Source organism: Flavobacterium sp. LC2016-12, from assembly GCF_015351595.1.
Lineage (GTDB): Bacteria > Bacteroidota > Bacteroidia > Flavobacteriales > Flavobacteriaceae > Flavobacterium.
In genome coordinates, this window is record NZ_JADKPT010000003.1 from 81941 (window position 1) to 108009 (window position 26069).

Annotated in this window: 21 protein-coding genes; 7 read left to right on the plus strand and 14 right to left on the minus strand. The window is 34.6% G+C overall.

The window, feature by feature from the left end:
• The first annotated feature begins 13 nt into the window (after positions 1 to 13).
• The 7 genes from IRZ99_RS06980 to IRZ99_RS07010 are packed head-to-tail and all read left to right on the plus strand — an operon-like array spanning position 14 to position 6723.
• Complete coding sequence (locus IRZ99_RS06980; protein WP_194656578.1) at positions 14 to 1066, plus strand: sugar phosphate isomerase/epimerase; 1053 nt, start codon at positions 14 to 16, stop codon at positions 1064 to 1066.
• Positions 1067 to 1084: 18 nt separating this feature from the next.
• Positions 1085 to 1444, plus strand: coding sequence for a c-type cytochrome (locus IRZ99_RS06985; protein WP_194656579.1), 360 nt, complete (start codon positions 1085 to 1087; stop codon positions 1442 to 1444).
• A gap of 7 nt (positions 1445 to 1451) precedes the next feature.
• Positions 1452 to 2915 (plus strand): Gfo/Idh/MocA family protein, encoded by a 1464-nt coding sequence (locus IRZ99_RS06990; protein WP_194656580.1) that lies wholly within the window; start codon positions 1452 to 1454, stop codon positions 2913 to 2915.
• A 23-nt stretch (positions 2916 to 2938) separates the two neighbouring features.
• On the plus strand, positions 2939 to 3649 hold the full coding sequence (locus IRZ99_RS06995; RefSeq protein WP_194656581.1) for a DUF1080 domain-containing protein: 711 nt from the start codon (positions 2939 to 2941) through the stop codon (positions 3647 to 3649).
• Positions 3650 to 3690: 41 nt separating this feature from the next.
• A complete protein-coding gene (locus tag IRZ99_RS07000) occupies positions 3691 to 4920 on the plus strand; it encodes a nucleoside permease (protein ID WP_194656582.1) in 1230 nt (409 codons plus the stop codon).
• A gap of 21 nt (positions 4921 to 4941) precedes the next feature.
• Positions 4942 to 5835: a hydroxypyruvate isomerase family protein gene (locus IRZ99_RS07005; protein ID WP_194656583.1), complete on the plus strand. Its 894-nt coding sequence runs from the start codon at positions 4942 to 4944 to the stop codon at positions 5833 to 5835.
• 15 nt (positions 5836 to 5850) lie between these two features.
• On the plus strand, positions 5851 to 6723 hold the full coding sequence (locus tag IRZ99_RS07010) for a sugar phosphate isomerase/epimerase (RefSeq protein ID WP_194656584.1): 873 nt from the start codon (positions 5851 to 5853) through the stop codon (positions 6721 to 6723).
• Between the two features lie 161 nt (positions 6724 to 6884).
• On the opposite strand, the gene IRZ99_RS07015 is transcribed toward IRZ99_RS07010, so the two are convergent.
• The 14 genes from IRZ99_RS07015 to IRZ99_RS07080 form a co-directional block, all read right to left on the minus strand.
• Positions 6885 to 7574 (minus strand): hypothetical protein, encoded by a 690-nt coding sequence (locus tag IRZ99_RS07015; protein ID WP_194656585.1) that lies wholly within the window; start codon positions 7572 to 7574, stop codon positions 6885 to 6887.
• Between the two features lie 264 nt (positions 7575 to 7838).
• Positions 7839 to 8294, minus strand: a complete 456-nt coding sequence (locus IRZ99_RS07020; RefSeq protein ID WP_194656586.1) for a hypothetical protein — start codon at positions 8292 to 8294, stop codon at positions 7839 to 7841.
• Between the two features lie 160 nt (positions 8295 to 8454).
• The gene (locus IRZ99_RS07025) at positions 8455 to 8961 is read right to left on the minus strand and encodes a hypothetical protein (RefSeq protein ID WP_194656587.1); all 507 of its coding nucleotides are present in this window, start codon (positions 8959 to 8961) and stop codon (positions 8455 to 8457) included.
• Positions 8962 to 9122: 161 nt separating this feature from the next.
• Positions 9123 to 9926 (minus strand): hypothetical protein, encoded by an 804-nt coding sequence (locus IRZ99_RS07030; RefSeq protein WP_194656588.1) that lies wholly within the window; start codon positions 9924 to 9926, stop codon positions 9123 to 9125.
• A gap of 183 nt (positions 9927 to 10109) precedes the next feature.
• Entirely contained in the window at positions 10110 to 10889 is a 780-nt protein-coding gene (locus tag IRZ99_RS07035; RefSeq protein WP_194656589.1) for a hypothetical protein, read from the minus strand.
• A 238-nt stretch (positions 10890 to 11127) separates the two neighbouring features.
• The gene (locus IRZ99_RS07040; protein ID WP_194656590.1) at positions 11128 to 11556 is read right to left on the minus strand and encodes a hypothetical protein; all 429 of its coding nucleotides are present in this window, start codon (positions 11554 to 11556) and stop codon (positions 11128 to 11130) included.
• Positions 11557 to 11728: 172 nt separating this feature from the next.
• Positions 11729 to 12373, minus strand: a complete 645-nt coding sequence (locus IRZ99_RS07045) for an HNH endonuclease (protein WP_194656591.1) — start codon at positions 12371 to 12373, stop codon at positions 11729 to 11731.
• On the minus strand, positions 12360 to 13598 hold the full coding sequence (locus IRZ99_RS07050; protein ID WP_194656592.1) for an AAA family ATPase: 1239 nt from the start codon (positions 13596 to 13598) through the stop codon (positions 12360 to 12362). The genes IRZ99_RS07045 and IRZ99_RS07050 overlap by 14 nt, the downstream gene beginning before the upstream one ends.
• A 354-nt stretch (positions 13599 to 13952) precedes the next feature.
• Positions 13953 to 15278: a sugar porter family MFS transporter gene (locus IRZ99_RS07055; protein ID WP_194656593.1), complete on the minus strand. Its 1326-nt coding sequence runs from the start codon at positions 15276 to 15278 to the stop codon at positions 13953 to 13955.
• A gap of 57 nt (positions 15279 to 15335) precedes the next feature.
• The gene (locus IRZ99_RS07060; RefSeq protein WP_228519039.1) at positions 15336 to 18023 is read right to left on the minus strand and encodes an alpha-L-rhamnosidase; all 2688 of its coding nucleotides are present in this window, start codon (positions 18021 to 18023) and stop codon (positions 15336 to 15338) included.
• A gap of 42 nt (positions 18024 to 18065) precedes the next feature.
• A complete protein-coding gene (locus IRZ99_RS07065; protein WP_194656594.1) occupies positions 18066 to 20027 on the minus strand; it encodes a glycoside hydrolase family 97 protein in 1962 nt (653 codons plus the stop codon).
• A 63-nt stretch (positions 20028 to 20090) separates the two neighbouring features.
• Positions 20091 to 22271: a GH92 family glycosyl hydrolase gene (locus IRZ99_RS07070; RefSeq protein ID WP_194656595.1), complete on the minus strand. Its 2181-nt coding sequence runs from the start codon at positions 22269 to 22271 to the stop codon at positions 20091 to 20093.
• 28 nt (positions 22272 to 22299) lie between these two features.
• A complete protein-coding gene (locus tag IRZ99_RS07075; protein ID WP_194656596.1) occupies positions 22300 to 23730 on the minus strand; it encodes a glycoside hydrolase family 125 protein in 1431 nt (476 codons plus the stop codon).
• Positions 23731 to 23759: 29 nt separating this feature from the next.
• Positions 23760 to 26060, minus strand: coding sequence for a GH92 family glycosyl hydrolase (locus tag IRZ99_RS07080; protein WP_194656796.1), 2301 nt, complete (start codon positions 26058 to 26060; stop codon positions 23760 to 23762).
• Positions 26061 to 26069: the final 9 nt, after the last annotated feature.

Below are 26069 nucleotides of genomic sequence, written 5' to 3' on the forward strand. Positions count from 1 at the left end.
AAAAAAACAATAAATGACCACAATGCAAGGACCTGCCGTTTTTTTGGCACAATTTATTTCTGATGAGGCACCCTTTAATTCTTTAGAAGGAATATGTCAATGGGCTGCCAATCTCGATTTTAAAGGAATCCAAATACCCACGCTGGATTCCCGTTTTATCGATTTACAAAAAGCCGCACAAAGCAAAACCTACGCTGACGAACTCACCGGAATTGTTGCTTCTTACGGATTGAAAATATCGGAACTTTCTACTCATTTACAAGGGCAGTTAGTTGCTGTTCATCCTGCTTACGATGATTTTTTTGATGGCTTTGCTCCGCAGGCTTTGCGAGGCAATCCAAAAGCAAGACAAGAATGGGCGGTGCAGCAATTACATTATGCAGCCAAAGCTTCTCAAAATTTAGGACTTAATGCACATGCTACTTTTAGCGGCTCTTTATTATGGCAATATTTTCATCCATGGCCTCAAAGACCACCCGGATTAATCGAAGACGGTTTCAAAGAACTGGCTAAGCGCTGGCTCCCAATCCTGAATGAATTTGATAAAAACGGTGTGGATGTTTGTTACGAAATTCATCCGGGAGAGGATTTATTTGATGGTGAAACGTATGAAATGTTTCTTAAAGCAGTAAACAATCACGAGCGTGCCTGTATCCTTTATGATCCTTCGCATTTTGTTTTGCAACAGTTGGATTATATTCAGTATATCGATTTTTATCACGAACGAATCAAAGCTTTCCACGTGAAGGATGCAGAGTTTAACCCAACAGGAAAACAAGGCACTTTTGGCGGATATCAAAGTTGGGTAAATCGTGCTGGGCGTTATCGTTCGCCAGGTGATGGCCAAATTGATTTTAAAACCATTTTTAGCAAATTGGCACAATACGATTATAAAGGCTGGGCCGTAATGGAATGGGAATGCTGTTTAAAAAATCAGGACGATGGTGCTCGTGAGGGTGCTGAATTTATAAAAAAACACATTATCAAAGTGACGGATAAGGCTTTTGATGATTTTGCAGCAGTAGAAACAAACACACAGCTGAATAGAAAAAATTTAGGAATATAAGACAAATACATCACTATAATGAAAATTAAAATTTTAACCGCCATTATAACCCTGACTAGCTTAAGCTCATTTACAAAGTATGAATCAGCTTCAGGATATAGCGCCGTAACAGAAATCCAGTCATCTGAAGGAGAGGCACTAATAAAGAAAGAAGATTGCGCTACCTGCCATAAAATAGACAAAAAAGTTGTTGGGCCATCTTATCTGGATATTGCCAAAAAATATCCAATGAATGATAAAAATATCAAATATTTATCTGAAAAAATCACAAAAGGAGGTTCAGGAGTTTGGGGCGCCGTACCCATGTCTGCTCATACTGCAATGAAAAAAGACGATGCCAAAAAGATCGCAACTTACATTCTATCATTGAAAAAATAAATAACCTATGGATAAAGATTTAAATAAAAATAAAGAACCAGAATCTAATGATCGAAGGGATTTCCTGAAAAAAGGAGTATTAGCTACTGCTGCTTTTATGATTATTCCAAGACACGTCATGGGAAGAGGTTTTACAGCACCAAGTGACAAACTACTAGTTGCCGGTATTGGTGTTGGTGGAAAAGGAAGTTCAGACCTTTCAGCATTTCACAATAGCGGTATCGCCAATATAGCGTACTTATGTGATGTTGATACCCGAAGAGCTGCTAATAGTGTAAAAGCGTATCCTAAAGCAAAATTCTACAAAGACTGGCGTGAAATGCTGGACAAAGAACACAAAAATTTCGATGCTGTTTCCGTTTCTACACCCGATCATAATCATGCTATTCAGGCATTTTCGGCTATGCAGTTAGGTAAACATGTGTATGTGCAAAAACCTTTGGCACATGATATTTACGAAGCACATATGATGACGCAAGCCGCAGCAAGATATAAAGTGGTAACACAAATGGGAAATCAGGGATCATCTAATGATGGTACCCGACTTCTAAAAGAATGGTACGATGCCGATTTAATTGGTGATGTCCACACGGTATATGCCTGGACTGACAGGCCTGTTTGGCCTCAGGGAATTCCGTGGCCTTCAGCAAAAACAGAAATCCCAAAAGAATTAGATTGGGATTTATGGCTTGGAACTGCTCCTAATAAAAACTATGTTGACAAGTTAGTGCCCTTCAACTGGCGTGGCTGGTGGGATTATGGAACCGGTGCTTTAGGAGATATGGGATGCCATTTGATGGAAGCCCCTTTTTCGGTCTTAAATCTAAAATATGCCAAAGATGTACAATGCAGTGTTGGTTCCGTTTATGTAGATGAGTTCAAAAAAGGATATTTTCCTGACAGCTGCCCTCCTTCAAGCCACGTTACCTTAACTTTCCCGAAAACGAATAAAACAAAAGGCGATGTGAAAGTGCATTGGATGGATGGTGGTATTCAGCCGGACCGTCCGGAAGAATTAGGTGCGAACGAAATTTTTGGTGATGGAGGAAATGGTACACTATTCATTGGAACAAAAGGAAAAATGCTTTGTGATACCTATAGCGAAAATCCAAGATTATTGCCTTTAAGCCGTAATGAAAATCTAAAAATAGCAGAGAAATATCCGCGTGTAAAAGACGGCGCCAACGGACATTACAAACAATGGATAGAAGGCTGTATTGCCGGTTACGGTAAAAAAGAATTAAGTTCTCCTTTTGAAATTGCCGGTCCTTTAACCGAAGCTTTGCTAATGGCGAATCTTGCCGTAAGAGGTTATGACCTACACAAGGAGGTATTAGGCGAAGATGTATATCCGGGACGTTCGGTTAAATTGCTTTGGGATAATGATGCCAAAAAAGTAACCAATGTCGATGATGTAAATCAATTTGTAAAACGCAATTATAGAGAAGGCTGGAAAAACCTAAGTTTTTAAATTATAAAATTAAACACAAAATCATGAAAAAAATAATCACAATAGTAGCAGTATTCGCATTTTTACAAACCATAAACGCTCAGAAAGGTTTTAAACCTATTTTTGATGGAAAAACTACAACAGGCTGGCATACTTACGGCAAAGCTTCGGCTAGTTCCGCATGGAAAGTCGAAGACGGAGTATTGCATTTTGATCCCGAAGCGGCGAAAAATGGTCAGGGAGGTGATTTGGTAACCGATGCTGAATATGAAAACTTCCATTTAAAATTAGACTGGAAAGTAGCTCCCAATGCTAATAGCGGAATCATTTTTTATGTTAATGACAATCCGACAAAATATAAAAATACGTACGAAACGGGTCTTGAAATGCAGGTTTTAGACAATGATGGTCACCCTGATGGAAAAATAACCAAACACCGTGCAGGAGATTTGTATGATTTAATCCAAAGCAAATCTGAACCGGTTAAGCCTGTTGGCGAATGGAATACAGCTGAAGTTGTTTGTAAAAACGGAAAACTTACTTTAGTTTTAAACGGTGTTATTATTGTTGAAACGGTACTTTGGGACGATAACTTTAAAGCACTAGTTGCAGGAAGTAAATTCGCAGGATGGCCAGGTTTTGGAACTTTCAAGAAAGGTCATATTGCTTTACAGGATCACGGTAATAGTGTATGGTACCGTAACATTTCCATCAAAGAATGGAATACCATGGAAACTACAACAGGCTGTAAATAATTGCTCCTAAAAACTAAATAACCAAAAACCAACCACACTTTATGAATACAACAATCCGCATTAAATTATCCCTAATGATGTTTCTCGAATTTTTTATCTGGGGGGCATGGTTTGTCACGCTGGGTACTTTTTTAGGAAACAATTTAAAGGCCTCAGGATCTGAAACTGCTGCCGTTTTTTCTACGCAATCCTGGGGGGCTATCATCGCACCTTTTATCATTGGTTTAATTGCAGACCGTTATTTTAATGCAGAGAAAATTTTAGGCATTCTGCATATCGCAGGCGCCTTTTTAATGTATCAAATGTATCAGTCAACAGATATCGGATTGTTTTATATCTATGTTTTGAGTTATATGGTTTTGTATATGCCGACACTGGCTTTGGTAAATTCAGTTGCTTTTAACCAGATGAAAGATCCGGAAAAAGAGTTTGCCAACATTAGAGTTTGGGGAACAATAGGCTGGATTTTAGCTGGTTTAGCCATCAGCTTCTTGTTTCATTGGGATTCTGCTGAAGCTGTTTCTACCGGATTACTTAAAAACACCTTTCTTTTGGCTGGAATTGCAGCTTTGACTTTAGGTTTATTGAGTTTTACATTACCGAAAACACCACCAAAAGTTAGTGAGGAAAAAATTAAAATTGGGGATATTATTGGCCTTGATGCCTTAAAGCTTTTAAAGGACAAAAATTTCCTTATCTTTTTTATTTCCTCTATTTTGATCTGCATTCCATTGGCTTTTTATTACCAAAATGCACATCCTTTTCTGACTGCTGCCGGAGTTGAAAATCCGACAGGAAAAATGGCTATTGGTCAAATATCCGAAGCTTTATTTTTATTATTTATTCCGGTCTTTTTTGCCCGTTTTGGATTTAAGAAAACCATTTTGGTCGGAATGCTTGCCTGGGCCGTTCGTTATGTTTTATTTGCCTATGGAAATGGTGGCGATTTGAGTTTTATGCTCATTACCGGAATTGCTTTGCACGGAATATGTTATGATTTTTTCTTTGTTTCAGGACAAATTTATACGAATTCAAAAGCAGGAGAAAAATACAAAAGTGCTGCTCAGGGCTTGATAACATTAGCGACCTACGGTATCGGAATGCTGATTGGTTTTGCAGTGGCGGGCTGGATTACTGATAATTACAAAACTGTCGAAGGAGCGATCAACTGGTTAATGGTTTGGATCATTCCAGCCGGAATCGCCTTTGCTGTCTTCTTAATTTTTGCACTTTTATTTAAGGATAAAAATAAGCTGGCAAATGAAATTTAAGTACTTTAATAAACAAAGGAAATGAGTACAACTTTTGATAGAAGAACGGCCATAAAAGGTATTCTTGCAGGAACAGTAACTTTTGGAATTCCATCCGATTTATTGGCTTTCGCCGATTCTCCGAAAGCATTTAAATTAAATTTGAATACGTTGAAAGGAAAAATTAATCATTCAGTAGCCCGTTGGTGCTTTAGCGATTTTGATATTGAAACGCTTTGTGTGGAAGCTAAAAAAATTGGCATTACCGGTATTGATCTGGTGGGTCCAAATGACTGGCCCATACTAAAGAAACACAATCTTGTTTCGACTATGTGCAATGGTGCCGAATTAAATCTTGTGGATGGTTTCAATGATCAAAAATTTCACGAGCAGCTGATTAAAAATTATACAGAAATGATTCCACTTGTTGCAAAAGCAGGCTACAAAAACCTGATTTGCTTTAGTGGAAACAAAAGAGGCAAAACAGATGAAGAAGGCTGGAACAATTGTGTACTTGGTCTGCAAAAATTAATTCCGATAGCCGAAAAACATCAGGTAACCCTGGTTATGGAATTGCTAAACAGCAAGATTGACCACAAAGATTACCAATGTGATAAAACCTCCTGGGGAGTTGAATTAGCCAAACGAATCAATTCGGAAAACTTTAAACTGCTTTATGATATTTACCATATGCAAATTGATGAAGGTGATGTAATCAGAACAATCAGAGAAAATCACAAATACATTGCACATTATCATACTGGCGGAGTTCCCGGACGCAATGAAATTGATGAAACGCAGGAACTCAATTACAGCACTATAATGAAAGCAATTGCTGCTACGGGTTTTACTGGTTTTGTTGGTCAGGAATTTATTCCGAAACAAAAAGACAAAATAGCATCCTTAAAAAAGGCAATTGAGATTTGTGATATTTAATAAAAAATAAAAATTATGATAAAGAGAAGAGATTTTATAATAAGCAGCGGTTTGGCGTTAGGTGCATTAGCAATTGCTCCTTCCCTTGCCTTTTCGGCTAAGCCAAAAAATATTGGCCTTCAATTGTATACGTTAAGAGATGAATTTTCTAAAAACGTAAAAGGCGTTTTAGAGCATGTAGCCAAGACCGGTTACAAAGACGTTGAAACATATGGATACTCAGCCGAAAAAGGCTTTTTTGGCACCTCTGCAAAAGATTTCAAAAAAATAATTAGCGATAATGGCCTAAAAGCTTCTAGCGGACATTATGATTTTAATTCTTTTATAAAAGACAATAATGCTGATTTTCTAAAGTCTGCTATTGAATGTGCCAATCAATTAGGAAGCGAATATATTACGGTTCCTTATTTAGATGAAAAATTAAGAAGTGATTTGGATGCCTTTAAAAGAATCGCTCAAAAAATAAATGAAGCAGCAGTTTTATGCCAAAAGTCAGGTTTGAAATTGGCTTATCATAATCATGATTTTGAATTTAAAAAATTTGGAAATCAAACAGGATATGATATTCTGTTGCAGGAAACAGATAAAAAATTAGTAGATTTTGAATTGGATTTATATTGGGCTGTTCGCTCCGGAAACGATCCGTTAGCCTTATTTAAAGCTAATCCAGGCCGATTCACGATGTGGCATGTAAAAGATATGGATAAATCAAAAGCAGAATGGAATACCGAGATTGGTGAAGGAAGTATCAATTTCAAAGCTATTTTTGCTGAAGCTAAACTTTCCGGAATGAAACATTTCTTTGTAGAGCAAGAAACAAATTACTCTCCAAATCCAATGGAATCTATTAAAACAAGCTTGGATTTTGTTTCTAAACAATTAGTTTAAAATATTTTAGACAATATATTAATTACAAAAGAGACTTTCGAGTCTCTTTATTTTTGGAAATATAACGGGTTTAAGACTAAACTAAGCTCCTAAGTTTTGAATTTACCAACTCATTTCAAAGATAAAATCAAGCCAATTGTCCAAACTTGGTGTAGTAGCTACTAGCTGTAGTTTTTTTTATTTATTATTATTAGCAAGTCAGAAATTGGATACGCTAAACCTACAATGATTGCAAATATTCCTTCTATAATTTTCCCTTCTGGTATCATAAGTGTAACCGATAACCATATAAGAATTACACAAAATGGATAAATTAGAATCCTTGACATTATCTTTGAAAAAGACCATTCATTAACTTTTTCATTTTCTAAATTTTGGTCTTTTTTCTGTTTGGAATTATTTAATCCTTCTAAATTATTTATTGTTGTTTTTAATTCTTCAATCAAAATTTTAGTTTCAAATATTTTAGATTTTGAAAGAAGTAATCGCATTAAAAATCCAATTAAAGTAATCGCAAGAATTGCAAAAATTGTAGTTATCAAGTTAGTTGAAATAAATACTGTTACAATTAATATAATTAATACCACGATAGTTACTCTGTCCAAAAAAATATTAAATGGATTTTTTTCCATTTTGATTTCCTTCAATTTATTATTTTGGTCAAAAGTTAAATGAAATATTGGGTAGACACCTCTAATAAAGTATGCAGATCTCCAAATTAATATTTCATTATTTCTAATTTCTCCACTGTATTTGGTAGTATTATACGATTGCGAATCTTTAAAGTGAGTTATAAGATTGCTTTTTTTACTTTGAATAATTAATTTTTCAATATCTTTCTTATCTACCATTTTTTCTAAAATTACAGCTAATGTCTTGGTACGACAGCGGGTTTTGGACTAAATTAAGCCCATTCTTCGGATTTGCCAAATCATTCAAATGCAAAACCAACTTTCCATTAAGCCAATTGCTCAAATCCGTTGTATCTGTTAGACGACGTTGTGACACTTGATGCAGGCAAGTATTGAAATTCGACAATAACTCGACTAAGAGATTTTAATATTAATTTCTGTCATAGATTCCGATTTTTTGGCTTCCCATTTTTGCAGGCGCTTTTATATTTTGTTTTTACACATCAAGTATTTACAGATTTCCTCTTTCTTTTCAATAATAATCTTGTCTGTTTCCAAACTTTCCAGCGTATCTGGAGGTAAATTATTGTCTGAACGATATTTTATTATTTGTTTTAAAAACTTATCAATTATTTTCTTGTCGACTTCTGAAGCATTTTTCTGATTGAAATCAGTTATTCCTAATATCCAAACATCTGTATATTCCTGTTTTGCTTTGTATAAAATTGATAATTTATCCGAAAGTTCAAATGATAAATCTTTATTAGTTAAAATGACTAAAGTTGGTCTTGAAGAGCTATAACTTGCACAAACAAATTGATATGTTGCATATGCTTTCCCATCAAGCTCACGATAGTGATCAGAAATCTCTATACTAACATTTTGCCCGAAAGAAATTTGGAATTGAAAAATCAAACAGATAAATAATATTTTTTTCATAGTTTTTTTTTAAAAGTCCAATTTCGGAACAATCACTTCTAACTCTTTAACAGTCAATATATTTAAGATTAAACTAAAGACCATTCTTCGGATTTGCCAAATCATCCCAAATACAAAACCAACTTTCAATTAAGCCAATTGCCTAAATCCGTTGTAGCTGTTATACCACGTTTTTCTTTATTTTTCTTTCGTATTCTGTATCAAAACCGAGATAACTAATATCACTTAGTTTTATAATTTCGTTTTCACTCCAATTCGAATCTTCGTCAATTAAATGTAATTCAACTGAATCATTTGTAGCCCATAATATTTTACCAACAAGAAATGAATCATCATCATCATATGTAAAAATTGACACTATTTCTGAAACTAAGCTTTTCAATGATTTCTCTAAATCTTTAAATTCATTCAAATTAATGTTAGCTATCAAACTTTCTGAATTGTCTTTTTTCAACTCTGCGTAATTTTTTTCTTCCCAAGTTCTATATTTTTCAACGTCACTATTTTTTACAATAGTATATCCGTCAAACTCTCCGTTTTCTTCATCAAAATTTAGAAGCATAACTATTTCAGAGTTTGCTACAAGACACTTTCCTGTGTAAACATCGTCTACATTTGGCGCAAGCTCAATATCGATTATTAATCTTTGTTCTGCTATTTCTTCCATTTGCAGTTACGTGTTTAAAATATGGTATAACATTCTGGTAATAAGCGGGTTTTGGACTAAATTAAGCCCATTCTTCGGATTTGCCAAATCATCCCAAATACAAAAACAACTTTCCATTAAGCCAATTGCTCAAATCCGTTGTAGTAGCTGTTAGTGGCTGGCTATTTTCCATTTCGTTTAATTAATTCTTTTACAAATTCAAGTGAAAATTCCGCTTGCTGTTTAGTGTGTTCTATGTCTGTATGAGCAGTAGCGTTTCTCATTCCGCGTATATCATTTATTGCAGGAATATCTTCTTGGGTAATGATGTTTTCTTTTATCGCAATCTTTATAATATCATTTATTTTATGACGTGGTATTCTGTAATCTTTATCAGTAAGTTTTTTGTAAAGATGAGTTTCTAATACTTTGAATGATTCTAAAATTGAATTTGAATAATAACCATCGCTAAAAAGTTTGTTTGCATTGTCAAGCTCTATGATTTCTTGATTTTCAATACTTTGTTGAGTTTTTATTTTCCGCTCTTTTCTATATGTTATAGCTGTTGCGATTGCAATAACCAATTGTATACTAAGAGTGATTATTGAAGAAATTTTACTAAAACTTTCTGCTTTAATATTATTTTGGTTAATATAATTAACGTACAATTTAAAAGCAATTATATTAAAAAGAAGTAAAATAGGAGTGATTAGAATAAAGGCGAATAAAACATAAGCAATCCATAAAAAATAATTAAAAATCTTCCAACTTCCAATTTTAGTTTCTCTTACGACTAGTTCGATTGTATACAAATACAAACAAATAGAGAAACCATAAACTGAATATAATAAGTATTTTGCTAATGTTATAGTAGAATAACCTAATTCAATTTCAACGAGTGCTAATTCATCTTTAAATGCACTTAAAGAAACCACAAGAGTAACGAAACCTAAAATGACTTCGAATTTTCCTCTAATTTTGTCCATAAATATGATTTTTATTTATTCAATTCTGCCGTTAGCTTGCCACTAACGTTCTCGCGCTACAAGTAGTTTGGGACTAAATTAAGCCCTATTCTCGGATTTGCCAAATCTTCTAAATACAAAACCAATTTCAAATTAAGCCTAATCCCCAAATTGCTTGTAGCGTGTGTTAGTGGCTGGTTTTTTTTACGAGCGTTTCAGTTTCATTTCATTTTTGTTTAACGACATAATTAAAAATCTGTGACCATAAACAAATTCTTCGCCATTTTTTTTTCCGTCCCCAAACATGCTTAAATATTTTTTTCCATCGAGAAAATCAATTCTATATTCATAAAAAACAGTTTTCTGATTTAGATGAAGCAACAATTTATTGTTTTTTTTGAACTCAAAATATTCTTCTTTAGAATTAATATTTTGAATTTTTTCTACTTTGTATTCTGGCCCATTGTCTACTTTGTCAAATCGTATGTTTCCTTTCCAATAACCGTTGAGAAAAGTGAAAAGTTCATTATTTAAGACTTCTTTTTTCTTTTCAAGGTTTTTAAGATATTCTCCAAAAATATTTTGTTTAATATCAGAATATTTTAGATTTTCCCAGTTACAAAACTTATATATTTTTATTTCCTTTCCGTCTTTAGTTATTGTATAGTATTGTACAAAAGAGCTTGTGAATTTTTCTTGGCAATTATTTTGGTATTTATCAACTAATTGCAAAAAAGAGTTTAAAGTTTTAATATCGTTTTCGTTTAGTTTAGTTTCAGAATTTAATAAAGCATCCTTATTAGGATTGGTAATTTTACCATAAATTTTTCCATTTCTAATTTCAAACTTCATTTCTTCTGCTACATAACTTTCATCTCCATAAATATGTTCTATTTTAAGAGTTTTTTCAAAGTTAATTTTTGTCTGTGCTTTTAAGGTAAAAGACAACAATATGAAAGTCGTAATATAAATGAGTTTATTCATTTAAGTTCTGTTTTTATGCGATTTATGTGAAACTAGCCACTAACCTCTTGGCACTACAGCGGGTTTGGGACTAAATTAAGCCCATTCTTCGGATTTGCCAAATCATCCCAAATACAAAACCAACTTTCCATTGAGCCTATTGCCCAAATCCGTTGTAGTGGCTGTTATGGGTAGCTTTTATTTCTTTGATTTTTGATATTCTTTTTCAATCTCTTTGTAGATTTCAGAGTTTTTTCCTTTAGCAAATATTTGTTCGGAAAGACTTTCCAGAATAAGCTTCAAACTTATAAAATAAAAGTATTAAAGGATTTGTTATTTGATTGTAGAATAATGAATTTTGGTCTAAATAAAAAACAACAAATGGTGACTTGTTTTCCTCAAATGAAAGTAGTTTTATATCTTTCCATTTTACATTTACACCGTTAAAATTATCAATATACTCTTCTTTAGTAAACACAATCATTGGTTTATTAATGATTATATGAAGAAAAGCTTTTGTGATTCTAAAATAGAAATAACCTCCAATTAATATCAAAATTATTGGTGGAATAAAACTAAGGGATTTAGTTGCATTTAAAAATAATAAAACTGTAGGTGCAACGTAAAATAATATTCCGCCAGTAAAGTATAGTATAACATTAAACTTATTGTAATTTATTCTGTGCATTTTCTTTATTTGTACGTTTTCCTAAAGTTACCCATAACGTTCTCGCGCTACAAGCAGTTTGGGATTAATTAAGCCTTATCTTCGGATTTGCCAAATTTGCCAAATACAAACCAATTTTTCCATTATGTCAACTGCCCAAATTGCTTGTAGCGTGTGTTGGGCATAGTTTTTTTTACATCATCGCATCATAAATTGATTTTGCACACAATGAGTAAGGTTTCTCGTAACCTACTTCAAATTCTATTTCCGACCTAATTGCATTTTTCAAGGTCGGATTAGTTTCTGCGTGGTATCTTTCAATTAATCGTATTATCGATTCTAGTCGTTCCTGACGTCTTTCTAATAATTCAGGTCTGTTTAATTTTAATTGTCTTTTAGTTAATTCTCCTTTAGTATTGGCGGGTTTATTATATATAAAATGACCGAGTGCAAAAATAAAGTCAGAAGGATTTTCTAAATATGGATTTATAAACGGAAGGTTCAAATCGTATTCATCTCCTTTATTCATATTGCAAATTTGGCAGGAAAGACCCAAATTCATCCATTCATATGTAAGCTCAGGAAACTTTGTTTTAGCTTTTGGTTTTATATGTTCAATATGTTCATATGAAACGTGTGCAATTGTACTTTCGCAGTACATACACTTATTATTGCATTCATCCCTTAATGTTTTTTTGATATCATCTTGATTATATCTACTAGAAACGTTTGGTGGTACTTTTTCATTTCTATTTATAAAACCTAAAAGGTCTGTTGTCCAATTAACTTTATTTAAAGTTAATATATTTGGTTCTGCTGATTTATTAATTTTTACCATCTAACTTCTCAATTGTTTTATCCATTGCAGTAGGCATTAAATTCTCAAGTCCAAGTTCTCTTAATTCTGTTCTCATTGCTTTAAAAATATCTGGTGAAATTTCAGAATTACTATATTTTTCTACAATATCGTTCAAAGAGTTTTCAACCCAAATAGGCATAGAAAATGGTACACCAAGAACCTCATTCAAAATTTCATTCGCATTTTTTGCTTTATTAATTAAGTCTAAATATTCGTTGTAGATTTTGTTATTTTGATTATACCTAAATGCATAAACGTTCGAATCTTTAACTGAACCAACAATTAAGGGGCTATGAGTAGAAACTATAAACTGAACATTTGGAAAAGCTTCAATTATGGAAGGTAAAATTGAACGTTGAAGAGTAGCGTGTAAATGATTCTCAATTTCGTCTATTAGCACAGTTATTTGTTGGTTTTCTTTGCCCGAGTAATTAAATATTTGCCAACCTAAATCAATTATTGCACTAATACCGCCAGAAACAGCATCTAACATAAATTCTCCCGTTTTAGTTATTAAAACTATTTCATAATTCCTAATTGATATTTTCTCAAATCCAATAGATTCTGGAAGTATTTTTAAAAGTATTTTTTCAAAACCTATGAAGTGTTCCCTCAATTCATGGTCAGGTTCTATGAATTCATTTCCATTACCACCCATTGCCCAATTTAATAGGGTTTCTTTAATATAATAATTTGTAGTTTTCATTCCTGAATTTTCAGAATAGTTTTTATAAAACGAGCTTTGATAAGCGAGTTGATATGCCTGTTCTTTAGTTCTTTTTTGAGTTGATATATGAGGCACAGGTTGATAAAAAAATACTGGCCTATGTGAAGGAATATTCAACCCTTTCATTTCCTGCATATTTGTTATTTGAATATTGTATTGTGCCTGATCATTATTTGTGGGCAAAACTAATGAGCTTTTTACATCATTTGAATAAGTAATTAGACCAAGTTCATTAGATGATTTTTCATTATCAGTTTTAAACCATCTACTAAAAAATCTAAAAAAACCAGTTTTTTCATCTTTCGCTGGTGTTGCTAATTCATTAATTGTCCATCCAAAATGTCTAGCTAGAAGGTTTAAAACTGTTGTTTTTCCAGAACCATTTGCTCCAGTTAAAACTGTTAAATTGGGATGGAAATCTATTTCAATTTTCTCAAATTGTTTCCAATCGTTAATTATTAATTTATTGAATTTCATTATGTTGTCTGTGTGTTTTTAAAATTATGCCCAACTAGTATATATGTATGACCAAATCATACAAAGCCACCCAATCGTGGATAGATATGAATGACAAACGTCATACTTTATTTATTTTCAAATATATATTTTTTTTGACTATAAAATATCCAAAAGACTTTTAATTTGATTGATGTTTTTTAGCATTTACAGGAAGGAGTGGCTATGCAAAAAAAGCTCCAAATCAATTGATTTTGGAGCTTTTACTTTAAGATACAATAAGCTAATGTTATTTATTATTGATATTGCTATTTTACATTGCCATTGTTATTGCCGTTGTCATTGTAATTGTCATTGTTATTGTAATTGTCATTGTTATTGCTTTTTAAATACAGTTTCCTGCAGTTCTTCTAAAGATTTTCCTTTTGTCTCCGGCATTATAAAAATTACAAAAAGTAATTGAAACACCATCATTATAGCAAAAACCAAAAACACAACGCCGGCACCAATTGTAGAAAACAGAAACGGAATCATTGATGGAATAATAGCAGCCAACACCCAATGTGTGGAAGAGCCGAAAGCCTGACCACTGGCTCTTAAATGATTCGGGAAAATTTCTGAAATAAAAACCCAGATCACGGCACCCTGCCCTATTGCATGTGAAGCTATAAACAAGAATAAAAAAATAGGAACCTGCATTCCTTCCCATTTTAGAAAAAAAGCTGCTGATACAAGTCCTAATGAAATAATGTAGCCAATTGAACCAATATACATAAGGACTTTTCTTCCCAGGACATCAATTAGAAACACACCAAAAAGCGTAAATACCAGATTGGTTATTCCAATTCCTACACTGCTCATTAAGGCAGCACTTTCGCCTAATCCTGCTTCGGCAAAAATTCTTGGCGCATAATATAAAAAGGCATTGATTCCTGAAAACTGATTGAATAATGCAATTAAAAAAGCGAGCATTAAAGGAAATCTATACTTTTTTAAAAATATGGTTTCTCCTTTTTTATCTTCATTTTCACCTGCTCCTAAATGCATTTCCTGCATTAGATCCTCAATTTTTGCCTGTGGATCTATTTTTTCTAAAACCGTTTTAGCTTCTGCTATCCTTGCTTTTGATAATAGCCATCTTGGACTTTCCGGAATTGTAAAGACGATAATGGTGTAAAAAAAGGCCGGAAAAGCCATTATACCAATCATCCATCTCCAGGCGTTTTCACCTGCATCTCTCAACAAATAATTCGATAAAAAGGCTATCAAAATTCCTAAGACAATATTAAACTGATACAGGGAAACCAATCTTCCACGGTCTTTTGCGGGAGCAATTTCAGAGACATAAGCCGGCGCAGCTATAGTGGATGCACCAATTCCGAGTCCGCCGAGAAAACGAAAAAAGGCAAACGTCAAGGGACCTTCAGCGAAAGCGGAACCAATAGCAGATCCTAAAAACAAAACACCAATCCAAATAAGCGTTTTTTTCCTCCCTAAGGCATTCGTTGGAATTCCGCCAAAAATGGCTCCTACAACCGTCCCCCATAAGGCCATCGCCATTACGACTGATCCATGAAAAACATCGGATGTATGCCATATTTCCTGTAATTTTTTATCGGCACCGGAAATTACAACCGTGTCAAATCCAAATAAAAACCCGGCTAAAGCAGCAGTGACAGACCATAATAATATTTTATTCATAATACGTTTTTTAAAAGTTAAGTAATAGAACGATTTGGCTAAGCAGAACCTAAGAAATTATTCTGTGGCAATTTTGAAGGAATACGTACCTGATTTAAGTTGAATAACTTTATTTAATCCTTCTTCGCTAGTGCCGTTTATAGCATTGAAATTATAACTAACAGTACTATTCTTTTCTAAATACAGCGTTGCGGTAGCATTTGGCGGAACAGTTACTTTGTAAATTATTTTTTTCTTTTTTCTTTTCCAGTTGGATACAATCTTTCCATAAGGCGATGTATGCTCTGATTCAAAATAATCAAGTCCTTTTACAAAATTTGGTTTTAAAATAATATGTTTAAAGCCCGGTACATTTTCGTCAGGAAAAATCCCTCCTATTCCTTTATACATCCATGCGCCTATTTCTCCAAACATAATATGATTCATCGAAGCGTCATTTTTCTCCACATTTAGTGGCCAATTTTCAAATAAGGTAGTAGCTCCATTTTTTATCCAATAACCCCAGGACGGAAAATCTTCTTGTGAAGCCATTTTATAAGCGGCATCTGCATAGCCGTTTTCGCTTAATGCATTCAGTATCGCTTTAGTTCCGAGTAAACCAACGTCAAGATGAAAATTAGTTTCCTGAACTTTTTTATATAAATTATCGGCTACTTTTTGCCTGAATTCGTCGGGAACCAATCCCCAATAAAGCGGACCGGATAATTCTGTCTGAGTGCCGCTGCAGTACAAATAAGTTGATTTATTCAAAAACTGCTCGTTGAACATATTTTTGATTTTGTCTGCCAATTTAAAATAGTGATCTGCATCGCTTGTTTTTCCTAACAGTTTTGCTGTTTTGGCCAAAATCATCACATCTGTATAATAATACATGGTAGAAGTAAGCGGTTTAGAACTTGTGCTTTTGACAGGAACCCAATCTCCTAATCCCCAGTCGGTGATTCCGGTTGGATACCGTTTATCAATCAAATCTACATATTGCTTTATATTCGGATACATTTTTGATAAAAGGCTGTCATCTCCATAAAACTCATATATTTTCCATGGAATAATAGCAATCGAACTGGTCCAATCCGGACCTGTCGCAAATTCATAACCAAATGCTCCCGGATTCGGAATAATATTTGAAATTCCACCATCACTTTGCTGCTCGTCCTGATGATCTGCAAGCCATTTTTCGTAAATGGTAATTCCGTCAAAATTATACAATCCAGTTTCAACATTCGTATGGGCGTCTCCTGTCCATCCGTTTTTTTCGCGTTGCGGGCAATCGGTTGGATAACCAAATAAATTGGCGAGGTAACTGCTGTTTGTAGCTTCCCATATTTTATTAAAAACGGGATTAGAAGTTTTAATTTTCCCCACAGCCGGAACGTCACTGTGCATTTCTAATGCCAATAGATTATCCTCATCCAATTTAAAAGGCTTGCTTGATGTTACTTCTACAAACTGAAATCCTTTATAATTAAACTTTGGAGAAAAACTCTCTTTCGCATTACCTTTTGCAATAAAAATATCCGTTTGAAAAGGATCTGAATTGTCGGTAGGTCGATAATGTAAATCGATATTGGAAAGGTCGACCATGCCGTTTTTATACAAACGTTCAGCGTGTTTTATTCTGAAAACAGTTCCGGGAAGCGCCTTTTTTATTAAAATTTCAACCGTTCCCGCAATATTTCGTGGGAATGTATAAACACTTAAAGTATCGTTTATTCTGTTGATTTTAACGGGTTTTAACTTCGCAACTACCCGAATAGGATGCAATTGTTGTGACACTAGTTTGGAGGAAGGAGATGTGACAAGTATCGCTTTATTCCAATTGTGATCGTCAAAATTAGGTTTGTTCCAGTCCTTTATTTCTTTTCGGGCATCATAATGCTCGCCCGTATAAATGCTATTGAAAATTACAGGACTATCTGCTGTTTTCCAGGTTTCATCTGTTACTATCGTTTCAGTAGTGTTATCCGAATAGGTAATTCTGATATTGACCAGACAACCCGGACGGTTTCGCCAATTTGTTTTATCAAAATTCCAAACCGCGGTCGATTGATGATTGTACCAACCGTTTCCTAATAACAATCCAAAAGCGTTTTTCCCTTGTTGCAAATAAGCTGTAATGTCTAGAGAAGCATACAAATTTCGACGATCATATCTTGTAAACATCGGATCCAGCATTCGGTTTCCAACTTTTTTTCCATTGATATAAAACTCATATAATCCACCTGCCGTGACATACACACGAGCCTTTTTAATCGTTTTTGCTGTTGTAATTTCCTTTCTAAAGTACGGTGCCGGCTTATAATTCTTATCATGAGAATCTGATATCCAGTTTCCTTTCCAGTCACTAGCTTGCAACATGGCGGTTTCAAAACGATTTATTTTTGAAACTTCCATCTTGTTTTTATTGCTCCAGACTTTTACTCTCCAGAAATAAGTTGTAAAAGATTGAAGAACTGCTCCATTATACGAAATTAACATAGCTTCTGAAGCTACTTTTCCAGAAGTCCAAACCAATGCCTTTTCTTTAATAAGAGCGATCGAATCCGTTGCTATCTCTATTTGATAGGCCGTTTGCACTACGTCATCTTTATTGCTTTTTAATTGCCATGAAAATCTGGGTTGCGGCACATCAATTCCCAATGGATTTACAAGATGTTCGCAATTGAGATTTACAGGCGTTTGAGAAAAGCCCACTAAATTTATTAATAGAAAAAGGAAAAATATAGTGCGTTTGTGTTGTATCATTATTAAATTTTATTCTTTTGAATTGTAATGCAATATTTCCATTTAAATTTCTTCTAAAACAGCGGCCCAACCGCCATTTTTCACCATTTTAACTTCAATACTTTCATTACTTTTAATAGTAAAGTTCTTTTTTCTGTAATCCATGGCCTGATATCCTGCATTGATACCGTCTTCAAATGAAGTTACTTTATACGATTTTCCAGCTTTTAAGAAGTTTAGATTTAATTTGAAATTTCGTTCTTTTTCAGCGTTGTTGGTTATTCCGCCAATAAACCATTTTGAACCTTTTCTTTTGGCTACAATGGCATATTGACCGGCTTGCGCTTCCAGAGCAACCGTTTCATCCCAGGTTGTTGGAACTGAGGTTATAAATTCGGTACATTCTTTTTCGCGGTAATAATTGGTTGGATTATCAGCAAGCATTTGCAAACCACTTTCAAAAACTACAAACAAAGCAAGCTGATACGCACGTGTTCCTATACTCGCAGAATTAGGTCGTTCAGACCTGTAAACCTCAGGCTGCATGCTGATCATAGCTCCGGGTGTATAATCCATCGGGCCAACGGCGTTGCGCATAAAAGGAAGATATACACTGTTATCTGGTTTACAGCCTCCCATTTGCTCCATTCCTCTTACGCCTTCATACGAAATCAGGTTTGGGTATTTATATTCTAAACCAGCCGGTTTAAACGCACCATGAAAATCAACCAATATTTGATATTTTGCCGCTTCTTTAGCTACCTTTTCATAATAATTAACCATCACCTGATCACTGCGATCCATGAAATCAATTTTTACTCCGGCTACTCCCCATTCTTTAAAAGTTTTAAAAAGTTCCATGTTTTTTTCTACCGTCAACCATGTTAACCATAATACGATTCCAACCTTTTTTTCTTTCCCATATCGAATCAATTCCTGAACATCAACATTTGGATTAGGCGAATAAGGATCTTCTGTACTTTTAGCCCAGCCTTCATCCATAATGATGTATTCAATACCGAATTTTGAAGCAAAGTCAATAAAATATTTATAGGTATTTAAGTTATAACCAGACACAAAATTCACATCCGGACCATATGGTGTTGCACCGTTCCACCATTCCCAGCTGGCTTGTCCCGGTTTTATCCAGGAAGGATCCTGAACCTGACTTTTTGGAGCCAATTTTAAAGTCATTGTGTTTTCAATAAGTTGTTTGTCATTTTTAGTAATGACAAAATAACGCCACGGAAAATGTCGCGTTCCGGTCGTTTTTGCAATATAATCTGCTTCTTTTAAAATTTTAAGACTTCTGTCGCCGTCTGGTCCAAAATCTAAAGGTGCTTTTGGAAATGTTGATACAACGCCGCTTCCGGTTCCTTTTAAAAACATTCCAGGATAGTCAGACAAATCCGATTCGCTGATTAATATTTTGTATTGTTTTTTTGAATCTGCCAAAACAGGAAGTGTTGACATTTTATCAGAAGATTTCCAATCACTTGCATTAATATGTGAATATTCTTCTTCATAAGAAGTTTTAAAACTTCCTGCCTGTTGCAAATGAAGCAGATAATTTGTTGGGAAATTAACCGTAAAATCTTCATTTAGTATTTCAATTTCTCCTCTTTTGGCCGTTATAAATCGATACGCCACACCTTCATCAAAAGCACGAAATTCAACTGAATATCCTCCTTTAAAATTCAGCAGCAAATAATTATAAACATTTGCTACGGTTGAAAATTTAAGCGGAATGGCCGGTTTTATAACTTCATTTACTTTTCCGGTTTTGCTTCCTGCTAACTTCGGATTTAGTCCTAAAGTTTCATTTTTAAGTACTAAGCCCAAATGATTCTTTGTGGCTAATTCTTCATTTCCTGCTGCAATCGAATAATAGATTTTATCTCTTAAAGTGATGGCTATTTTTAATTCACCATTTGGTGATGCAACTTCAAAATTTGTTTTCTGCGAATAGGTATTAGAAAGCCCAAAAAGCAAAAATAAACAAGCAAATAATTTTAAATTTTTCATCAAAAACATTTTTTATATAAATAACGTCCCACGAAAAATGGGACGTTATTTTATTACTATCTATTACTTCGTTATGACTTGTATTTCGCCACCATTTTTAAACAAATCGTGTGAAATGAAATAGCCATCAATTTTAGCGTTGTTTACTTTAATGGCTTCTAAATCTCTTTTTCCGTTAGGATTTTTTATTGTTACTTTTTTTCCTGCAGGAGTTGTCCACGCTACTTCCTTAAAAATAGGAACGGTAACAATATATTCAGGATCGGCAGGCGATAACGGGTAAAGTCCTAATGCACCAAACACATACCACGAGGACATTTCACCCGCATCATCCATACCACTCATAGCCAGTTTTTCTGGCCCAATTCCGTACATTGTATCTAAAATTTCGTCTATTCTTTTTTGCGATTTTTCAGGTTTGTTTACAAAATAATAAGAAAACGGCGCTTCATGATCCGGCTGGTTTCCGTGGCAATATTGACCAATAAATCCAGAGATATTCCACGCAATATAACTTGGATTCCAAGGTTTTGTAAAGAACTCGTCTAATTTTGCTTCAAAAGGTTTTGCCCCTCCATAAAGCTGCACTAAGCCTGGCATATCATGAGGAACAAAAAAGGATAACTGCCATGCATTTGCTTCTCTGTACATATATTCATAATATGGAAACTCAGGATTAAAAGGCGTTATCCATGAACCGTCTGCTAATCTTCCTCTCATAAAAGTGGTTGATTTATCAAAAACGTTTGCATAATTTTTAGAACGTTTAACCAAGTCATTATAATGTTCTGTATCATTCAACTCTTTGGCCAATAGTGAAAGTGCGTGATCGTCGTAAGCATATTCTAAGGTTTTAGTAACAGCGGCATTTGCTACTGTTTCTACTTTTGGATCTTTAATATCTTGTTCCGGAACATAACCTTTAGCAATATATTCCGCAATATGAGGCCTTGTTCCGCCTTCTTTGTAAGCGTTGTTCAATAATAACTGATACGCTTTTTTAACATCATAATTCCTGATTCCTCGCATATACGAACCTGCAATAAAAGAGGCTGCGTGATCTCCATGAAAGAATGTCGGAATAAAACCTTTTATTTCACCTTCGTTAATAATCGAACTGATTACATCAGCCGTAACATCCGGAGAAAAAATGCTTAGCAGAACCAGTTTATTTCTGTAATCATCCCATAAGGAAGGTAATGTGTAATAGTGGTAATTTTCTTTACGTACTTTACCGGCATCATCTATAAACTGGCCATTTACATCGCTTCGTAAAGCAGGCCATAAAAATGATCTGTACAACATGCTGTAAAACATAACATTTTGTTGTTCTGTTCCGCCTTTGACTTGAATTTTAGAAAGCATGTTTTCCCACTTGGTACTTCCCTCATCAAAAACTTTTGCCAGTGTTTTATCTCCTACCTCAGTTTTTAGATTTTCAGCTGCATTTTCTGTACTTACAAATGACAGTGCGATTTTAACCGTAACCGGTTTAGTATCGCCGTCTTTAATATTTACTAAAGTATAACCGCCGCTTTTTGCGATATCTTTGGTATCTAATTTTTCAATTGGACTGCTCAAAGTCGCATAAAAATATATTTTTTCGCCTCCGGTTCTTTGAAAACCACTTACCGCATTGGCGCCTTCCATCTTAATTTGCCAGTCGTCTACACGATTGTTTGCTTTTCCGAGATCAAAAAGCACTTTTCTGCCTTTGTTGTTTTTAAAAGTATATTCGTGTACACCACAACGTAGCGTTGAAGTCAGTTTTACCTGAACATCATACTCTTTTAAATATACTTCATAATAAGCCGGACTTGCTTTTTCCTGATCATGGCTAAAGGATGATTTATAAGGAAAAGAAGCGCCATCCGAAACTGGTAAAAGCGGAATATGACACAAATTCCAATGTCCTTTGTTGGTATGCGTAAAACCTAAAATTTCTGTATCTTCATATTCGTATCCCGCACCGGATCTGTATTTTGTCATTGGACTTAGCTGTACCATTGCGTTTGGAACAGAAGATCCCGGAAATACCAAACCTGCCCAGACACGCATATTTGCTGGTGGTGTATAACCAATTATTTTAGTGTCCAGTAAAGGCGCAGTTCCAATAAACGGATTTACCAAAGCTGTGTATTTTCCTTTTGAAAGACCTCCTCCAGATTTCTGAGCTGCCGCATTAAAGCCAAAAATTGACATAGACAGTGCCGCAAGAACTATATTCTTGTTAAATTTTATCATTTTATAAAAAATTAAAATCGGTTAAAAACTATAACTCAAGTAATTTTGGATTCTTTTTATAGGTGTCCCACAACAATTCCCCAAATAAGGTATTTGTCCATGCAAACCAGGATCTGGTGAAATTTTTAGGATCATCTTTATGAAAAGATTCATGCATAAAACCGGTATCGCCATGTGAGCCTTTCAACATTCTGATACATTCTTTTATTTCATTTTGGTCAGAAGTGGTGTACGCTCGCATGACAAGCGACATAGGCCAAATCATATCCATACCAACGTGTGGTCCGCCAACTCCCTCTGCTGCTTTTCCTTTAAAGAAAAACGGATTATCTTCTGAGAAAATAAATTTTCGGGTATTTTGATACGTCGGGTCATTAACATCAATCGCATCTAAATACGGTAAACTTAATAAACTCGGCACATTAGAATCATCCATTAATAAATGACCTCCAAAACCATCCACTTCAAATGCAAAAATATCTCCGTATTTAGGGTGTTTAACTACTGCATGTTCTTTAATAGCTTTTGAAACCTCTGCTCCTAAATCTCTTAATTCTTTTGCAGTTGCATTGTCTTTTTTAATGGTGTCCAACATTTCTGCAGCCTGATTCATACTGGCTACAAGAAAAAAGTTTGACGGAATCAGGAAAGAAAAAACAGTTGCGTCATCGCTCGGTCTGAAAGCCGAACAAACCAGGCCAACCGGTTTAACCGGATAACCATAACCTTTTAAAGGTCGTGTATCAGTAGCAAACTGTGTCGTTCTTTGAAATGTATAAGGATTCTTTCCGTCTTTTTGCTGTTGGTCTCTAAAAACCTTTAAAGTGCTTTTAATTGCCCTTACCCAGTTTTCATCAAATGGAGCAACATCTCCGGTATTTTTCCAATAATTGTATGCCAGTCTGATTGGGTAGCAAAGCGAATCGATTTCGTATTTTCTTTCGTGAACACCCGGTTTCATATCGGTATGATCTGTTGTCCACTCCCCTTTTTTATTTGGATCGTTATAAAATGCATTCGCATACGGATCTTTCAAAATGTATTCTGTCTGCCTGTTTATTACACCGACAATAAGATTCTTCAGTTTGGCATCTTTTCCGGCGAAAGCCATATAAGGCCAAACCTGGGCAGAACTATCCCTTAACCACATGGCATCAATATCACCCGTTATAACATAAGTGTCTGGTCGCCCACTTTTTTGCGAATACGTTACGGTAGTATCAAGGGTATTTGGAAAACAGTTATTGAATAACCATCCTAATTCTTTGTCTTTTACATTTTTTTGAAACTCAACGATTGTTTTTTCAATAAAATCGCTTTCAAAATTTCTTTTGTCTTTAGCAACCCTGACAATAGGGAACTCTTTAATCGCTTTTGTACCAGCAACTATTTCCATAGGATCTATGAGCGCTAAACTGCTAAATAAAACGGTGTTTTGGATAAATTTTCTTCTTTCCATTTTGTGTATTTTAAAAGATTAGCTTTTCGTTATTCATTTGATAATGAATACGGAAAGTCTTCTTTGTTTATTCCTCTTTTCTTGTTTGGTGTTTCTGACATGTCAAAATCAAGTGTCGCACCTTTCATTAATTCAGAATGGCTCAGCCAGTTTTTTGTATACGGCTGTCCGTTCAATTTCATGTCTTTAATATATCTATTCTGATCGCTATTGGCAGCAGCATTAATTGTTATGGTTTTACCGTTTTCAAGCTGAATTGTAACTTTTTTAAACAGTGGTGCCCCCAATGCATATTGATCTGAAGCCGGAGTAACCGGATAAAATCCTAAAGAGGAAAAAACATACCATGCTGAAGTCTGGCCATTATCTTCATCACCGCAATAGCCATCTGGTGTCGCATGATACATTCTGTTCATCGTTTCTCTAACCCAATATTGTGCTTTCCACGGTTCTCCTCCATAATTATAAAGGTAAATCATATGCTGAATAGGCTGGTTTCCGTGTGCATATTGTCCCATGTTTGCAATTTGCATTTCTCTCATTTCGTGAACCATACCGCCTGTAAAATTTTTTTCAGCAAAAATGGGTGGCAAAGAAAAAACGTTGTCTAATTGAGAAATAAAGCTCTCTTTTCCTCCCATCAAATCAACTAAACCCTGTACATCATGAAAAACTGACCATGAATACTGCCAGCTATTACCTTCTGTAAATCCATTAAACCATTGAAAAGGATCGAAAGGTTCCATAAATTTCCCATCCTTATTTTTAGGATGCATTAATTTGTATTTCGGATCAAAAAGGTTTTTATAATTTAAACTGCGTTTTTTGTATAAATCAATTTCTGCCTGTGGTTTATTTAACGCTTTTGCCAATTGATAGATAGCAAAATCGTCATAGGCATATTCCAGGGTTCTGGCGCCGCTTTCGTTGATTTCGTCATGAGGCACATAACCCAGAGAATTGTAAGACGCAACACCGGCGCGTCCCACCGCTTTTAGCGGACCTGCATTGTTCGCGCCATGTATAACCGCTTTATACAAATTTTCGATATCATAATTCTTTACTTTACCGCTTTTTAAATACGCTTCAGATACAATTGATGCCGAATTATTTCCTACCATAATATCTCGTAATCCAGGACTTGACCATTCCGGAAGCCAGCCGCTCTCATTAAAAGCATTTGACAGGCCTTCCTGCATTTGAGTGTTCAATTCCGGATACATCAAATTAAGAAATGGATATAAAGCTCTAAAAGTGTCCCAAAAACCGGTATCGACAAACATATAGCCAGGCAAAACTTTTCCGTTGTACGGACTGTAATGCACTACTTTTTTGTTTTTATCGAATTCATAAAATTTTCTTGGGAAAAGAAGTGATCTGTACAAACAGGAATAAAAAGTTCCCATTTGATCCGGTGTTCCTCCATCTACTTTAATTCTTCCTAATTCTTTGTTCCAGACTGCTTTTCCTTTTTCTTTTAACTCATCAAAATTGTCTTTACCAATCTCTTTCAAATTCAGTTCAGCCTGATCATGGCTTATAAAAGAAGAGGCAACTTTAGCATTTACTTTTTCGCCTGCTTTTGTTTTAAAACCAATTACGGCTCCGGCATGATCAGCTTTCATTTCCAGAGCTGCTCCTAAAACATTCCCGTTAAAAGTTGAATTTATCTGGAAATCTTTATCAAAAACGATAACAAAATAGTTTTTAAAATTCTCTGGAACTCCACCGCTATTTTTAGTTGTGTAGCCGATAATTTTTCTTTCAGAAGGAATAATTTTCACGTAAGATCCTTTGTCAAAAGCGTCGATAACAACGTATGCTTTATCCGTTTCCGGAAAAGTAAATCTAAATCTTGCAGCTCTTTCAGTTGGAGTGATTTCAGTTGTAACATTATGATCAGCCAAATAGACACTGTAATAATAAGGTGTCACTGTCTCCGATTTATGCGAAAACCAACTTTGTCTTTCTTCTTCCTTAAATTTTAATTCACCTGTTACGGGCATAATCGAAAACTGACCGTAATCATTCATCCATGGTGATGGCTGATGTGTTTGCTTAAATCCTTTAATTCTCGTTGATTTATAAGTATAAGCCCAACCATCACCCATACCGGCAGTTTGTGGTGTCCAGAAATTCATTCCCCATGGCATTGCAATGGCAGGATAGGTATTACCATTTGATACTCCATAATCTGAATCTGTTCCTACTAATGGATTGACCCAGTCAACAGGCTGCTGTGGCGTTATTATTTCTGAGTTTTGCGCATTTACCGAACCAAAAGCCAGTAATACTGCAATCTTAATAACGCTGATGTACTTAGTTTTTATCAAAATTCA

Coding starts and splice junctions, on each gene's coding strand:
- IRZ99_RS07005 (WP_194656583.1), top strand. CDS start 4,942: ATGAGTACAACTTTTGATAGAAGAACGGCCATAAAAGGTATTCTTGCA.
- IRZ99_RS07020 (WP_194656586.1), bottom strand. CDS start 8,294: ATGAAAAAAATATTATTTATCTGTTTGATTTTTCAATTCCAAATTTCT.
- IRZ99_RS06990 (WP_194656580.1), top strand. CDS start 1,452: ATGGATAAAGATTTAAATAAAAATAAAGAACCAGAATCTAATGATCGA.
- IRZ99_RS07030 (WP_194656588.1), bottom strand. CDS start 9,926: ATGGACAAAATTAGAGGAAAATTCGAAGTCATTTTAGGTTTCGTTACT.
- IRZ99_RS06985 (WP_194656579.1), top strand. CDS start 1,085: ATGAAAATTAAAATTTTAACCGCCATTATAACCCTGACTAGCTTAAGC.
- IRZ99_RS06980 (WP_194656578.1), top strand. CDS start 14: ATGACCACAATGCAAGGACCTGCCGTTTTTTTGGCACAATTTATTTCT.
- IRZ99_RS07010 (WP_194656584.1), top strand. CDS start 5,851: ATGATAAAGAGAAGAGATTTTATAATAAGCAGCGGTTTGGCGTTAGGT.
- IRZ99_RS07045 (WP_194656591.1), bottom strand. CDS start 12,373: ATGGTAAAAATTAATAAATCAGCAGAACCAAATATATTAACTTTAAAT.
- IRZ99_RS07025 (WP_194656587.1), bottom strand. CDS start 8,961: ATGGAAGAAATAGCAGAACAAAGATTAATAATCGATATTGAGCTTGCG.
- IRZ99_RS07065 (WP_194656594.1), bottom strand. CDS start 20,027: ATGAAAAATTTAAAATTATTTGCTTGTTTATTTTTGCTTTTTGGGCTT.
- IRZ99_RS07000 (WP_194656582.1), top strand. CDS start 3,691: ATGAATACAACAATCCGCATTAAATTATCCCTAATGATGTTTCTCGAA.
- IRZ99_RS07035 (WP_194656589.1), bottom strand. CDS start 10,889: ATGAATAAACTCATTTATATTACGACTTTCATATTGTTGTCTTTTACC.
- IRZ99_RS07050 (WP_194656592.1), bottom strand. CDS start 13,598: ATGAAATTCAATAAATTAATAATTAACGATTGGAAACAATTTGAGAAA.
- IRZ99_RS07060 (WP_228519039.1), bottom strand. CDS start 18,023: ATGATACAACACAAACGCACTATATTTTTCCTTTTTCTATTAATAAAT.
- IRZ99_RS07040 (WP_194656590.1), bottom strand. CDS start 11,556: ATGCACAGAATAAATTACAATAAGTTTAATGTTATACTATACTTTACT.
- IRZ99_RS07075 (WP_194656596.1), bottom strand. CDS start 23,730: ATGGAAAGAAGAAAATTTATCCAAAACACCGTTTTATTTAGCAGTTTA.
- IRZ99_RS06995 (WP_194656581.1), top strand. CDS start 2,939: ATGAAAAAAATAATCACAATAGTAGCAGTATTCGCATTTTTACAAACC.
- IRZ99_RS07070 (WP_194656595.1), bottom strand. CDS start 22,271: ATGATAAAATTTAACAAGAATATAGTTCTTGCGGCACTGTCTATGTCA.
- IRZ99_RS07055 (WP_194656593.1), bottom strand. CDS start 15,278: ATGAATAAAATATTATTATGGTCTGTCACTGCTGCTTTAGCCGGGTTT.
- IRZ99_RS07015 (WP_194656585.1), bottom strand. CDS start 7,574: ATGGTAGATAAGAAAGATATTGAAAAATTAATTATTCAAAGTAAAAAA.